Origin of the sequence: Methylobacterium mesophilicum (assembly GCF_036441335.1) — a bacterium.
Lineage (GTDB): Bacteria > Pseudomonadota > Alphaproteobacteria > Rhizobiales > Beijerinckiaceae > Methylobacterium > Methylobacterium mesophilicum_B.
In genome coordinates this window covers 498103-510977 of the sequence record NZ_MLBW01000034.1, presented here as the reverse complement: position 1 = coordinate 510977, position 12875 = coordinate 498103, and the positions used below count along the sequence as shown (strand labels likewise).

The 12875-nt window shown below is 70.8% G+C and carries 17 protein-coding genes; 10 read left to right on the top strand and 7 right to left on the bottom strand.

Going from position 1 to position 12875, the window contains the following annotated elements:
- The first annotated feature begins 3 nt into the window (after positions 1-3).
- Positions 4-885, top strand: a complete 882-nt coding sequence (locus MMR14E_RS23110) for a DUF1186 domain-containing protein (protein WP_331317521.1) — start codon at positions 4-6, stop codon at positions 883-885.
- On the opposite strand, the gene MMR14E_RS23105 is transcribed toward MMR14E_RS23110, so the two are convergent.
- The 3 genes from MMR14E_RS23105 to MMR14E_RS23095 form a co-directional block, all read right to left on the bottom strand.
- Positions 874-1659 (bottom strand): molybdopterin-synthase adenylyltransferase MoeB, encoded by a 786-nt coding sequence (locus tag MMR14E_RS23105; RefSeq protein WP_331317519.1) that lies wholly within the window; start codon positions 1657-1659, stop codon positions 874-876. The genes MMR14E_RS23110 and MMR14E_RS23105 overlap by 12 nt on opposite strands.
- Before the next feature lie 103 nt (positions 1660-1762).
- Complete coding sequence (gene infC, locus MMR14E_RS23100; RefSeq protein ID WP_020092802.1) at positions 1763-2284, bottom strand: translation initiation factor IF-3; 522 nt, start codon at positions 2282-2284, stop codon at positions 1763-1765.
- A gap of 209 nt (positions 2285-2493) precedes the next feature.
- Positions 2494-3738: a glycosyltransferase family 4 protein gene (locus MMR14E_RS23095; RefSeq protein ID WP_331317517.1), complete on the bottom strand. Its 1245-nt coding sequence runs from the start codon at positions 3736-3738 to the stop codon at positions 2494-2496.
- 107 nt (positions 3739-3845) lie between these two features.
- Here MMR14E_RS23095 and MMR14E_RS23090 point away from each other — a divergent pair, with 107 nt between their 5' ends.
- Positions 3846-4613 (top strand): alpha/beta hydrolase, encoded by a 768-nt coding sequence (locus tag MMR14E_RS23090; protein ID WP_331317515.1) that lies wholly within the window; start codon positions 3846-3848, stop codon positions 4611-4613.
- Positions 4614-4647: 34 nt separating this feature from the next.
- On the opposite strand, the gene MMR14E_RS23085 is transcribed toward MMR14E_RS23090, so the two are convergent.
- Together MMR14E_RS23085 and MMR14E_RS23080 are read right to left on the bottom strand one after the other, a co-directional pair.
- A complete protein-coding gene (locus MMR14E_RS23085; RefSeq protein WP_020092805.1) occupies positions 4648-4932 on the bottom strand; it encodes a DUF1150 family protein in 285 nt (94 codons plus the stop codon).
- Positions 4933-5033: 101 nt separating this feature from the next.
- Positions 5034-5462: an Hsp20 family protein gene (locus tag MMR14E_RS23080; RefSeq protein WP_210032855.1), complete on the bottom strand. Its 429-nt coding sequence runs from the start codon at positions 5460-5462 to the stop codon at positions 5034-5036.
- A gap of 419 nt (positions 5463-5881) precedes the next feature.
- Here MMR14E_RS23080 and MMR14E_RS23075 point away from each other — a divergent pair, with 419 nt between their 5' ends.
- The 7 genes from MMR14E_RS23075 to MMR14E_RS23045 all read left to right on the top strand — a co-directional run bounded on the left by MMR14E_RS23075 (position 5882) and on the right by MMR14E_RS23045 (position 10152).
- Positions 5882-6361, top strand: coding sequence for a hypothetical protein (locus MMR14E_RS23075; RefSeq protein WP_331317511.1), 480 nt, complete (start codon positions 5882-5884; stop codon positions 6359-6361).
- A gap of 74 nt (positions 6362-6435) precedes the next feature.
- A complete protein-coding gene (locus MMR14E_RS23070) occupies positions 6436-6906 on the top strand; it encodes a Tat pathway signal protein (RefSeq protein WP_331317509.1) in 471 nt (156 codons plus the stop codon).
- Positions 6907-7038: 132 nt separating this feature from the next.
- Positions 7039-7728: a MotA/TolQ/ExbB proton channel family protein gene (locus MMR14E_RS23065; RefSeq protein WP_331290896.1), complete on the top strand. Its 690-nt coding sequence runs from the start codon at positions 7039-7041 to the stop codon at positions 7726-7728.
- Between the two features lie 55 nt (positions 7729-7783).
- Complete coding sequence (locus tag MMR14E_RS23060) at positions 7784-8269, top strand: ExbD/TolR family protein (protein WP_331317508.1); 486 nt, start codon at positions 7784-7786, stop codon at positions 8267-8269.
- Positions 8270-8273: 4 nt separating this feature from the next.
- Entirely contained in the window at positions 8274-9269 is a 996-nt protein-coding gene (locus tag MMR14E_RS23055) for a TonB family protein (protein ID WP_331317507.1), read from the top strand.
- Positions 9270-9567: 298 nt separating this feature from the next.
- Positions 9568-9885 carry a hypothetical protein gene (locus MMR14E_RS23050; RefSeq protein WP_012320114.1) on the top strand — a complete coding sequence of 106 codons (318 nt, stop codon included), beginning with the start codon at positions 9568-9570 and terminating at the stop codon, positions 9883-9885.
- A gap of 6 nt (positions 9886-9891) precedes the next feature.
- On the top strand, positions 9892-10152 hold the full coding sequence (locus MMR14E_RS23045) for a BrnA antitoxin family protein (RefSeq protein WP_331317504.1): 261 nt from the start codon (positions 9892-9894) through the stop codon (positions 10150-10152).
- Between the two features lie 41 nt (positions 10153-10193).
- Here the strand turns inward: MMR14E_RS23045 and MMR14E_RS23040 are convergent, their stop codons facing one another.
- Together MMR14E_RS23040 and MMR14E_RS23035 are read right to left on the bottom strand one after the other, a co-directional pair.
- Positions 10194-10676 (bottom strand): YaiI/YqxD family protein, encoded by a 483-nt coding sequence (locus MMR14E_RS23040; RefSeq protein WP_331317503.1) that lies wholly within the window; start codon positions 10674-10676, stop codon positions 10194-10196.
- Entirely contained in the window at positions 10673-10876 is a 204-nt protein-coding gene (locus MMR14E_RS23035) for a hypothetical protein (RefSeq protein WP_331317502.1), read from the bottom strand. The genes MMR14E_RS23040 and MMR14E_RS23035 overlap by 4 nt, the downstream gene beginning before the upstream one ends.
- 389 nt (positions 10877-11265) lie before the next feature.
- Between MMR14E_RS23035 and ahcY the strand changes: the two genes are divergently transcribed.
- Complete coding sequence (ahcY, locus tag MMR14E_RS23030) at positions 11266-12666, top strand: adenosylhomocysteinase (protein WP_091679894.1); 1401 nt, start codon at positions 11266-11268, stop codon at positions 12664-12666.
- Positions 12667-12875: the final 209 nt, after the last annotated feature.

The following is a 12875-nucleotide window of genomic DNA, read 5'->3' as shown; positions in this document are numbered from 1 at the left end:
CGCATGGACCGGATCGCCCTGCTCATCGACGACCTCGCGGCGGCCGAGTACCGGCCGAAGGCGGCGTTGCGGGAGGCCCTCAACCACCCGGCCGCCGTCGCGGAGGCGACGCTGCCGCTGCTCGAGGCGGCCGCCGACGGGCGCGAGTTGGCGCCGGAGGAGACGAACCTCCTGTTCTGGGGCCTGCACGTCATGGCCCATGCCCGGGACACACGCGCCCTCGCGCCGCTCCTCAGGCTGCTCCGGCACGACGGGGAGACCCTCGACGCGGTGCTGGGTGACGCCGTCACGGCGACGCTGGCCAAGGTCGTGGCGAGCCTGTTCGACGGCGATCCGCAGCCGCTGTTCCGGCTGATCCTGGACAGCACGGTCGACGATCACGCGCGCATGGCGCTGATGTGCGCCTGCACCTTCGTGACCCTGGAGGGACGGATCGACCGGGCCGCGATGCACGACCTGCTGGTCCGGTTCGACGACGCGCAGGCTGCCGTGGAGGACGGGCCGGCCTGGGTCGGCTGGGAAGAGACGATCGCGCATCTCGGCTTCCGGGACCTCGCGCCCCGCGCGGCCGCGGCCCGCGCCGACGGACGGCTGACCGACGAGATCAGCGACGCCGGGTGGTTCAAGGAGGCCCTGCGCGAGGCGGAGACCAAGCCGGACGACCGGGACCGGCTGGGGCCCTACCAGTACGGCTACCTCGACGATCCGGTCGAGGCCCTCGACTGGGCCGAGGAGGGCGCCGGCGAGCCGCAGCGCAACCCGTTCAAGGATGTCGGCCGCAACGATCCCTGCCCCTGCGGCTCGGGAAAGAAATTCAAGAAATGCTGCCTCGGCAAGGCCGAGGCGGAGGGGCCGTGGATGCCGCCGGGATCCTCAGGCGGCTGAGGCGCCGCTGCCGCTGAGCGGGTTCTCGGGATCCCAGCCGTAGCTCAGGGTCTCGAACCGCATGGCGCGGGCGTCGACCATGAGCAGGCGCCCGACGAGGGGCTCGCCGAAGCCCGCCACGGCCCGGATCACCTCCATGGCCATCAGCGAGCCCATGACGCCGGCGAGCGCGCCGAGGACGCCGGCCTCCGCGCAGGCGGGCACGCTGCCCGGCGGCGGCGGGTTCGGGAAGAGGCAGCGATAGGTCGGGTTCGGCGTCCCGTCTGGCCCCGTCTCGTGGGCCCGGATCGTGGTCAGCGTGCCGTCGAAGCGGCCCAGAGCCGCCGTGACCAGCGGCCGACGCGCGCGGAAGCAGGCGTCGGACACCGCGTAGCGCGTGGCGAAATTGTCGGACCCGTCGGCGACGAGGTCGTAGCCGCCGATCAGGTCGACCGCGTTGCCCGCGTCGATCCGGAACGGGTGCGACACCACCGTCACGTGCGGGTTGAGCCGCGCGACCGCGTCGGCCGCACTCTCCACCTTCGGCCGGCCGAGATCCGGGGTCCCGTGGATCACCTGCCGCTGCAGGTTCGACAGGGAGACCGTGTCGTCGTCGACGAGGCCGATCGTGCCGATCCCCGCGGCGGCGAGGTACTGGATCAGCGGCGCGCCGAGGCCGCCCGCCCCGACGACGAGGATCCGGGCGGCCTTGAGCCGGGCCTGGCCGGGACCGCCGACCTCCGCGAGGACGAGGTGGCGGGCGTAGCGTTCGATCTCATCGGGAGCGAGGGCCATAGGCTGCCCATAATCCGCGGCGCCGCCGATCGGAAGCGCTGAAAAGACAACGCCGCCCCGGTGAGGAGGCGGCGCGGGTCTCGCGTCTCTGGATCCGGGCCGCTCAGCGCGGCGCCAGGATCATGATCATCTGCCGGCCTTCGAGCATCGGCTCGCTCTCGACCTTGGCGATCTCCGCGGTCTCGCTCTTCACGCGCTCCAGCAGGCGCAGACCGATGTCCTGGTGAGCCATCTCACGACCGCGGAAGCGCAGGGTCACCTTGACCTTGTCGCCCTCCTCGAAGAAGCGGTGCACCGACTTCATCTTGGTGTCGTAGTCGTGCTTGTCGATGCCGGGCCGGAGCTTGATCTCCTTCACCTCGACGGTCTTCTGCCGCTTGCGGGCCTCGTTCTGCTTCTTCTGCTCGTTGAAGCGGAAGCGCCCGTAATCGAGCAGCTTGCAGACGGGCGGCACGGAGTTCGGCGCGATCTCCACGAGATCGAGACCGGCCTCCTCGGCCAGATTGAGGGCGTCGAAGAAGGGAACGACGCCGCGGTTCTGCCCGGTGTCGTCGATCAGCTGCACTTCCCGCACTCCGCGAATGTCGCGGTTGGCGCGCGGCCCGTCCTTCTGCGGGGCCGGCATGGCTCTCATCGGTCTACGAATGGCTTAGGTCTCCTGCTGCAACGGCGAAACGGCGGATCTTCAGGAGGATCTCCTGACCGCCAGCCGCTCCGGTCTCATCCGGACATACAACGTTGGTGGAACCGCGGCCAGAGTCAACCGGCTACCGTCGCGGTGCCGGAAATATTCGGCCGCCGCGTCGCGATTCGAGGCCCGTCCCGGTGCCGCCTTCAGGCCGACCGGCCGAGCAGCCCGGCATAGACGGCCAGCGTGTCGCCGACCATCCGCTCCAGGGAGAAGTGCGCCTCGACATGCGCGCGGCTCCGCCGGCCGAGGGCGTCGCGGGCGCTCGCGCCGAGGGAGAGCGCTTCGCTGAGGGCGGCGGCGAGCGCGGCCGGGTCGCCGGGCGGCACCAGCACCGTCTCCGGCACGGCGCCGAGGTCCGAGACCACCACCGGGGCGCCGAGCGCCTGCGCCTCCACGGCCGAGCGCCCGAAGGCCTCGGGCTCCACGGACGGCACCGCCACCACCGAGGCCGCGCGGAAGGCCGCCGGCATGTCGGTGCAGTGCCCGACCCGGCGGACGACGCCGCCGAGCCCGCGCGCCGCGATGAGCGCGTCGAGCTCGCGCTCGTAGGCGGCGCGGCCCTGCGGGTCCCCCGCCAGGACCACGGCGAGATCAGGAACGCCGCGGTCGCGCATCTGCGCGGCGGCCTCGATCAGCACGCGATGGCCCTTCCAGGCAGTGAGGCGGGCGGCCAGCAGGATCACACGCTCGTGCGGCGCCACGTTCCAGCTCCGGCGCAGCGCCTCGACCCGGGCAGCTCCCACGGCCACCGGGTTGAACACGGCGAGGTCGGTGCCCCTGTGAATGACCCGGACACGGTCGCCGGCCTGCTCGGCATGCAGTTGGTGGATCAGGTCCGCGGTGTAGTGCGAGTTGGCGATGACCACGTCGCCGCGAGCCATCACCGAGTTGTAGAGAACCTTCACGCCGGTCCGGCCGGAATAGCTGCCGTGATAGGTGGTCACGAACGGCAATCCCAGGCGGCGCGCCGCCCCGAGGGCGACCCAGGCCGGCGCGCGGGAGCGAGCGTGAATGATCTGCACCTTCTCGCGGCGGCAGAGCGCCATCAGGCGGAGGACGTTCACCGCCATCAGCGCCGGGTTCTTCGACGCGGCCGGGAACCGGAGCCAGTGACCGCCCTTGGCCTGCAACTCGCCGACGAGACGTCCGCCCTCCGTCGCCACGAGGGCACGGGCACCGACGGCGGCGAGCCCGCCCGCCACATCCACCGCGGTGCGCTCGGCGCCGCCGGCGTCGAGCTCGGGGATGATCTGCAGGATGCGGGCGCCGGCCAGCGCCCCGACCTCCGCCGGGAAGCCCGACAGAGCGTGGGTTCCCTCGCCCGTCCGCGGGCCCTCGGCGAGGACGCGCAGGCCCCCGGCCGGTATCTGCCAAATGCTCGCTGCCATTGATCCAGCATCGCCGCCGGGCTTTACGGTCCGGTAAACGAGAGTTGAAGCCGAACCGTTCAGGACCGGACTTCTTCCGTCTCGAGACAGGGATACCGGAGAGAACGATGACGGATACGGCCCCCGAGTTCCTCACCGTCGGCACCGGCGACGCGGCCCGCCGCATCGCCGTGCGGGTGCGCCCGGGCGGCGGGCCGCCGGTGGTCTGGCTCGGCGGCTTTCGCTCCGACATGACCGCGACCAAGGCGACGGCGCTCGATGCCTGGGCCGAACGGACGGGCCGGAGGCTCGTGCGGTTCGACTACGCCGCGCACGGTGCCTCGGGCGGCACCTTCACGGATTGCACCATCTCGTCCTGGCTCGAGGACGCGCAAGCCGTCCTGGCAGCCTACGTAACGGAGGCGCCGGTGCTCGTCGGCTCGTCGATGGGCGGCTGGATCGCCTGCCTCGCGGCCCGCGACCGGGTTGCCCGCGGGCAGGCGACGGCGGGGCTGGTGCTCATCGCGCCCGCGCTGGACTTCACGGAGGAGCTGATCTGGAACCGCCTCACCGAGGCGGCCCGCGCGATGCTGATCCGGGACGGGGTCCTCAGGAAACCCAGCGACTACGCGCCGGAGCCGGACCCGATCACGCGGACCCTCATCGACGACGGCCGCCGGCATTGCATGCTGGGCGGGCCGGTGGATCCGGCCTGCCCGGTGCACATCCTGCAGGGCATGCGGGACACCGACGTCCCCTACAGCCACGCCTTGCGGACGATCGAACGTCTGCCGGCCGAGGGGACCGTGCTGACGCTGATCGCCGACGGCGACCACCGGCTGTCGCGGCCGCAGGACATCGCGCGGCTCGTGGCAGCGGTGGCCGACATCGCCTGACCGATCCCCCGATCAGGGATGTCAGCGTAGATGATCAGTGCAGGCTGACGGGCTGCAGGTCGTGCGCGGCGGCGTTGGCCAGCACCACGTCCCGCGAATCGGCGAGCATGATCGGGGCGCCGCTCGCCGAGAGCAGAGCGAACAGGTCGAGCCCGGGCGTCAGCTCGGGAGCCTGCGGGAAGAAGCGGCGAACCTCGTCGGACCGGATCGGCCGGACGTAGGCGATGTGCCCCTCGCCCAGCGCCGCGAGATCGGCGGGCTGGAAATCAGCCGGATCGAGATCGGCCGGGGTCAGGGGAGACGGGTTCAGATCGGTCATCAAGCCCTCCTGGGGTGGCAGAGCGTCTACCGCCGATCCTGAAGGCACCGGCGGCTCCAGCCTGAGATGGGGATGCGCGCCGGCCAATCAATCGGTGGGCCCTAGCCCCGGGCGCCGATATCGATCTTGCGCACGATCCGGTCCGGCTCCGGCCGGACCAGGTCGATCGACAGCAGCCCGTTGGCGAGGTCGGCGCCGAGGACCTCCATGCCGTCCGCCAGCAGGAAGGTCCGCTGGAACTGCCGCGCCGCAATGCCGCGGTGGAGGAAGTGGCGCTCGCGCTCGTCGACCTGCCGGCCGCGCACCACAAGCTGGCTCTCCTCCAACATCACGTCCAATTGGTCGCGGGTGAAACCGGCCACCGCCAGGGTGATCCGCAGGCGCTCGGGCTCGCTCTCGGTCCGGGGCAGACGCTCGATGTTGTAGGGCGGGTAGCCGTCGTTGGCGGCTTTGGAGACCCGATCGAGCGCCTGCTCGATCTCGTCGAAGCCGAGCAGGAACGGGTGCCCGAAGGGCGAGGATCGAGTCATCGCGGCCATCATCCACAAAGCGAGGCCTCCGACCCAGGGATCTGCCGAAATCCCGGGATGCCTGAGCACCTCGTCGACAGGAGCCCGCCCGGGGCAGCGCTCCGCCGGACGCGACGACGCCGGCAACACGGAGATATGGCCAAGGCCCATTGAGCCATCAAGGGAGGCGATCCGTACGACCGCCGGCGTGCCGCAGACGTTGATCCAGGAGATTTCGGCAAAAATTGACGGGACGCATAGGCAAAGCCAGGAACAGCCACGCTTTCTTCTAACAGTTTGGAACTGCTCTGATTTTCTCCCCGGCCCTTGATCCGGGCCGCGGGCCTGGATACTGCCGCGGCAGGCGATAATCCGGCTTCCGAGATTGGTCGCCGCGATCTTCTCGCGCGACGTGAGGCACCGGAGCCGTGAGCACGCCCATGACCCCGTCGAACCATGCGGCGATGCGGCGGGTCGCCGACGTGTGCGGCGACGAGGCCGACATCCTGGCCCTGTCGGTGGCCCGCTTCGTGGCGGCCGGCTACATGACCAGCGACGTCGCCTGCTGGAACGCGGCCTTCGACGGCGCCGAGCAGCTGCTCGGGCCGACGGAGGGCTGCCGCTTCGTCGCCTGCGTGGTCGCGATCATCCGGGCGCTCCGTGCGGAGCGCGACGGCGACTGGTCGTTCATGCCGGCGAGCTGCTGCCGCGTCACCGGCCACGAATGCGCGCTGGTGACGCTGATCAACCGGGGTCGACAGCGCCTCTGGGCGGATCTCGAGGCGGCCGCGGCCGAGATCACCGGCCGGGATGCGGCACCGCGCCTCGTGGCGGCGGTCCGCGCGGCGGTCGGGCCGCTGGACGCGGCGGCCGAGCGCCTCGCCCCTGCCTCCTGCCCGGCCGGAACGGTGCTGCACTGATCCGGCGCCCCGCAACCCCGGCCCGCGCGGCGCGACCCGCCGGCCGGCGCGAACTCGAAGAGGACTTTGATACGGTGTTTGCCCTGCGCGCTCCCCTGTACCGCCGTCGGATCGGGCGCATCGCCCTCGACACGGCGGCCTGCTTCGCGCTCTCGGCGCTCCTCGTCGTGTCGGCCCTGGCGCAGGACGCGTCCGAGAAGGCGCCGATCAAGCTGCAGCTCAACAAGGTCGAGACCGCGGGCGAGGCCTGCCGGATCACGATGGTGATCGACAACAAGGGGTCCGGCCTCAAGACCTACAAGGTGGATCTCTTCGCCTTCGACCCGGAGGGCGTCGCGCAGAAGCGCGTGGCCGTCGAGCTCGGGCCGCTGCCGCCGAAGAAGACCACCGTGAAAATCTTCGATTTTCCCGGCATCGCCTGCAACAAGGTCGGACGCGTCCTCCTGAACGACGTTCTGACCTGCGACGGCGGCGACGCGGGACGTGAGGCCTGCCTCGAGCGGACCGAGACCGACAGCAAGGCCGGCCTCCCGTTCGACCGCTGATGCGGGTGGTGTGACGGTCGACGAGACCAAACCGCCCGGCGGCGAGGCCCGCCGGGCGGCGCGCGGCTTTCGCCGCACCCCGTGACGATGGCGGCGCAAGGCCGCGTGAGACCAGGACGCCAGGAGCCCGCGATGGACCCGACACAAGCCCCGATCGAGGCGGCCCACGACTTCTCGTTCCTCGGACTGTTCCTGCAGGCCGACCCGATCGTGAAGGGCGTGATGATCCTGCTGGTGATCGCCTCGATCGCCTGCTGGACGGTGGTGTTCGAGAAGGTCATCCGGCTCGCCGCCGCGCGGCGGCAGGCCAAGGCCTTCGCGAACCTGGTCCGCTCTGGCGGCAGCCTCGACGGCGAGCACCGCGGCATCGCCGGCCACGTTGTTAAGGCGGCGATCGACGCGTGGCGCGATCAGGATTCCTCCGAGACAAGAGCCGAGCGCCGCGACCGCATCGAGCGGGCGATGAAGGGCGCTCTGACCATCGAGGTGAAGCGCCTGCGCACCGGTCTGTCGCTGCTCGCGACCTCCGGGTCCACGGCCCCGTTCGTCGGCCTGTTCGGCACCGTCTGGGGCATCATGAACTCGTTCTCGTCCATCGCCCGGAGCCAGGACACCTCCCTCGCCGTGGTGGCGCCGGGCATCGCCGAGGCGCTGTTCGCGACCGCGATCGGTCTCGTCGTCGCGATCCCGGCGGTGATGGCGTACAACAAGCTGTCGAGCGACGTGAGCGGCATCCAGAGCACCTTCTCGTCCTACATCTCGGTTCTGGGCAACCGCCTCGCGCGCGACCGCGCCGGCGCCCACCGCGCGGCCGCCGAGTAGAGCCGACCGGCGCCCGCCCCCAGAGAGCCGAACGTCAAGGTACCGGAGACGCCCCATGGCGATGGGATCCATTCGCGCGAACGACGACGACGACCTCGACGACGTGCCGATGTCCGAGATCAACGTCACCCCGATGGTCGACGTGATGCTCGTGCTGCTGATCATCTTCATGGTCGCCGCGCCGCTGATGACCACCGGCGTGCCGGTCCAGCTGCCGAAGACCGCGGCCCCCAAGGTCGCGCAGTCGAAGAAGCCCGCCGAGGTGACGGTCGACAAGGACGGCAACCCGTCCATCGCCAAGGAGGTGTTCACGATGGAGAGCATCGTGCCGCGCCTGCGCGAGATGGCGGCGACCGACAAGGACCAGGTCATCCTGGTGCGCGGCGACCGCGACGTGCCCTACGGCAAGGTCATGGAGGTCATGGGCCTCGTCGGGCAGGCCGGCTTCACCAAGGTGTCGCTGATCGCGCAGTCGCCCGGCGGCGCCGCTCCTGCCGCGCCCGCCGCCGCGCCCGCCGCACCCGCAGGGACCGCGCGCTGAACCGATGAGCACCTTCACGCCGACGGATATGCCGGCCGGCCTCGGTGAGCGCCGACCGTCCGGACTGCTCGCCGCCTTCCTGGTCGCCCTGGGCCTGCACGCCTGCGTGCTCGCCGCGGTCATGTTCCTGCGGCTCTCGCCGCCCGCACCGCCCGGCGAGCAGCAGATCACCGTCGACCTCGCGCCGCTCATGACCGACGCGACCACCGAGGCCCCGGCGGAGCAGCAGATGAGCCAGGAGGCGCCGCCGGAGACGAAGCCGGTGGACGCGCCGCCGGACGAAGCCGTCCAGCCGCCGCCGCCGACCGAGATGACCGAGGTGAAGCCAGAGGACACCCAGGAAGTCGAGACGCCGCCGGAGGCTCAGCCCGTGGAGGCGCAGAGCCAGGTGATCACCTCCGCGTCCGAGGCCGCCGAGCCGCTGGCACCGCCGCCCACCGAGGTGGCGAAGACCGAGGAGCCGCCCAAGCCGACGCCCGACCCGGCGAAGCTCAAGGCGGAGCGGGAAGCCAAGCTGCGCAAGATCCGTGAGGAGAAGCTCCGCGAGCAGAAGCGCGAGGAGGCACGGCAGGAACGGCTGGAGGAGATCCGCGAGGCGAAGGCCAAGGCCGCGCGCGAGGCGAAGGCCCGCGAGGCCAAGGCGCGGGCGGGCGCCGAGCGCAGTTCGGCCTCGGCCTCGCGCGCGAACGCTGCTGGCCGCGCCGCCGCCGGCAACGATCCGAGCGCCATGCGGCAGTGGCAGGGCGCCATCAGCGCGGCGATCCATAGCCGGATGAACGTGAACGCGGCGGTCGGCACCGGCGGCGGGACCGCGGTGGTGCGCTTCACCGTGATGCGCTCGGGTCAGGTGACGGGTGCGGGCGTGGCCCGCTCCAGCGGGATCGGCCAGATCGACAGCGCCGCCCTCGCGGCGGTGCGCGGCTCCATGCCGGCGGCGCCCGCCGGCGTGACCCAGTCGAGCCTCTCGATCTCCATTCCGCTCAACTTCCGCGTGCGTTGATCGGGGGTCGATCGCGCCCGGATCCTCTCGGCTGGACTCGGGCCGGATCCGGATTGTCCAGTGGACGCGTACGAATAGTGTGCGCCGTCAGTCCCTGCCCGCGATCCGGATTCGCCATCGGCCGCGCGGGCATGCTAAAGCCTTCGTGAACCTGCCCTCCCCGCGCGCCTGACGGCGATGCGGGAGGGCGCCGATCCGGCCTTGCCCTCCGCCCCTCGAACAGGCCGGACCCGCTCTGACCCCGTCCCGCGCAGGCTGCGCCGGGTCGGACCCGTCGAGTCGGGGTGAAAGGGACAGGATGAGCGACGACACTGAGTACGACCTCGACGAGGTGAACGCCACCCGCGACGCGGAGGCGGAAGCCAAGACGCGCGCCGAGAACCGCGCCGAGCGCGCGGAACGGGCGGAGCGCATGGCTCGCGAGGGCGCCCAGGCGATGGCGGAGCATCACGCGGCCATCAAGGCGATGGATGAACGGACCGTGCGACTGCGCTCGCTCCGGCTCGCCAAGGAGGCCGCGGACGCGCAGGCCAAGGCGGCCGAGAAGGAAGCCAAGGCGGCCGCCAAGGGCAGCGCCAAGAAGGCAGCGCCGAAGAAGACGACCGCGAAGGGCTAGAGGTCGATGGCCGAAGACCGCAACCGCCGCCGCTTCACCGACCCCCGCGCGGCAGCCGAGGCGGCGTTCCGGGCCGCCACGAGCCCGAAGCCCGCCGCCCCGCCGCCGCAGGCCATGCCCCGGCCGGCGGCGATCCCGGGCTCCCGAGAGGTGGTGAGCCTGCGCCTCGACAGCGCCGTGCTCGCGCATTTCCAGAAGGACGGGCCTGGCTGGCAGGACCGCATCAATGAGGCTCTGAAGGGGCTCGTCCCAGCGGCCGAGGCCTGAGACCGCCCGCGTCCGAGACACGTCCGGTCCCGGACCCTTGCTCAGACCGACTTCGGCCGCTCGCGCAGGATCCGGTTCACCGCCCGGTCGAGGGCGGACAGGAAGGCCGACCGGTCGGCGCGCGAGAAGGGCTTCGGCCCGCCCGTGACGGTGCCAGCCTCGCGCAATGAGTGCATCAGGTCGCGCGTGGCGAGAGCGAGACCGATCCCGGCCTCGCTGAACGGCTTGCCGGTGAACGCCAGGACCGTGGCGCCGGCCTTCACGCAGCGCGCGGCCAGCGGGACGTCGGCGGTGAGCACGATGCTCCCCGGGCCGGCCCGCGCGGCGATCCAGTCGTCGGCGGCGTCCAGTGCTGAGCCCACGACCACTCGCTCGATCCAGGGCTCGCGCGGCAGGTTCAGAACACTGTTGGCGACGACGTGGACGGTCAGGCCGTAGCGTGCGGCCACCCGGTAGGTCTCGTCCTTGACCGGGCAGGCATCGGCGTCGAGGTAGATCGGCGGGCGCACCGGCGCGTCGCTCATGGCCGGGGCACCAGCTTCGAGGTGAAGCCCGCCAGGATCAGGAGCACGCCCAGGGCGAACTGCCCGTGCTCGATATCGCCGCCCACCGATAGAACGATGGCGCGGCCGAACACCACGAGGCCGATGAGCGGAAGGCCGAAGCGCAGCGCCATCTTCGCGGCGATCAGTGTGTTCGCCCGCGCGGTACCGGTCTCGGCCATCAGCGGGCGACCGCGGCGCGGCGCGGCGCCAGATCCGCCACGGGCGCGATCTCTGCGGCGCCGCGCTCCAGCGTGGCCACCNGACATGCCGGAGGGGCCGTACCTGTCGCTCTGCGTGTCCGACACCGGCACCGGCATGCCGCCGGGCCGGGACCTGCAGCGCTTGAAACACGTTGTCCAGGGGAAGTCCTGGCCGGCCCCGGCTCGAGTCGGGCCGGTTCAACCTCGTCTACGACCGGGGCTCGGCGACCGGATCCGCCGATCCGGGGTGAGGCCGCGCGTCCGCCGACCGGAACGCATAAAGACATCTTTATGTCTTGATTGCTTCGTAGACCGCGCGGTGTTAGGGGTTGCCCCGACCCGCAACGCGAACACGGAGCCATCGACTCATGGCCAAGGATTACATCGTCAAGGATATCGGGCTGGCCGATTACGGCCGGAAGGAGATCTCGATCGCCGAGACGGAAATGCCGGGCCTGATGGCGGTCCGCGAGGAGTACGGCGCCGCGCAGCCCCTCAAGGGCGCGAAGATCGCCGGCTCGCTCCACATGACGATCCAGACCGCCGTGCTGATCGAGACCCTGAAGGCGCTCGGCGCCGACATCCGCTGGGTCTCCTGCAACATCTACTCGACCCAGGACCACGCCGCCGCCGCCATCGCGGCCGCCGGCATCCCGGTCTTCGCCGTGAAGGGCGAGACCCTGGAGGAGTACTGGGATTACACCTCGCGCCTGTTCGACTGGCACGACGGCGGCATGCCGAACATGATCCTCGACGACGGCGGCGACGCGACGATGTTCGTCCATCTCGGCCTGCGCGCCGAGAACGGCGACACCGCCTTCCTCGACAAGCCGGAGAGCGAGGAGGAGGAGGTGTTCTTCGCGCTCCTCAAGCGCAAGCTCGCCGAGAAGCCGAAGGGCTGGTTCGCCGGCCTCGCCGACAGCATCAAGGGCGTGTCCGAGGAGACCACCACGGGCGTCCACCGCCTCTACGTGCTGGCCAAGGAGGGCAAGCTGCTCTTCCCGGCGATCAACGTGAACGACTCGGTCACCAAGTCGAAGTTCGACAACCTGTACGGCTGCAAGGAGTCGCTGGTCGACGGCATCCGCCGCGGCACCGACGTGATGATGGCCGGCAAGGTCGCGATGGTCGCGGGCTTCGGCGACGTGGGCAAGGGTTCGGCCGCGTCCCTGCGCAACGCCGGCTGCCGCGTGCTCGTGTCGGAGATCGACCCGATCTGCGCGCTCCAGGCCGCCATGGAGGGCTACGAGGTCGTGACCATGGAGGATGCCGCGCCGCGCGCCGACATCTTCGTCACCGCCACGGGCAACAAGGACATCATCACCATCGACCACATGCGGGCGATGAAGGACCGGGCGATCGTCTGCAACATCGGCCACTTCGACAACGAGATCCAGGTCGCCGGCCTGAAGAACCTCAAGTGGTCGAACATCAAGCCGCAGGTGGACGAGATCACCTTCGCGGACGGCCACCGCATCATCCTCCTGTCGGAGGGCCGCCTGGTGAACCTCGGCAACGCCACAGGTCACCCGTCCTTCGTGATGTCGGCCTCGTTCACCAACCAGACGCTGGCCCAGATCGAGCTCTGGTCGAACCCGGGCAAATACCAGAAGCAGGTCTACACCCTGCCGAAGACCCTCGACGAGAAGGTGGCGGCCCTGCACCTGGAGAAGATCGGCGTGAAGCTCTCGAAGCTCCGCCCCGATCAGGCCGCCTATATCGGCGTCTCCGAGAGCGGCCCGTTCAAGCCCGAGCACTACCGCTACTGACGACGTGTCGCCGGCGGCGCGGACGGCCTCGTCTCCGGGGCCGGCACCGTGCCGCTGCGATCCGGCGAGGGAATCCGATCGGACGATCCGAAGGCCCGGCGCGCTGCGCCGGGCCTTCGCGTTTGTCAAGCGCCGCCGGACGAATCGAACTGTGTCTTCTGTGTGTCGTTAACGACTGATTATGCCGGGTCGGCCCATAGCCACGCTTC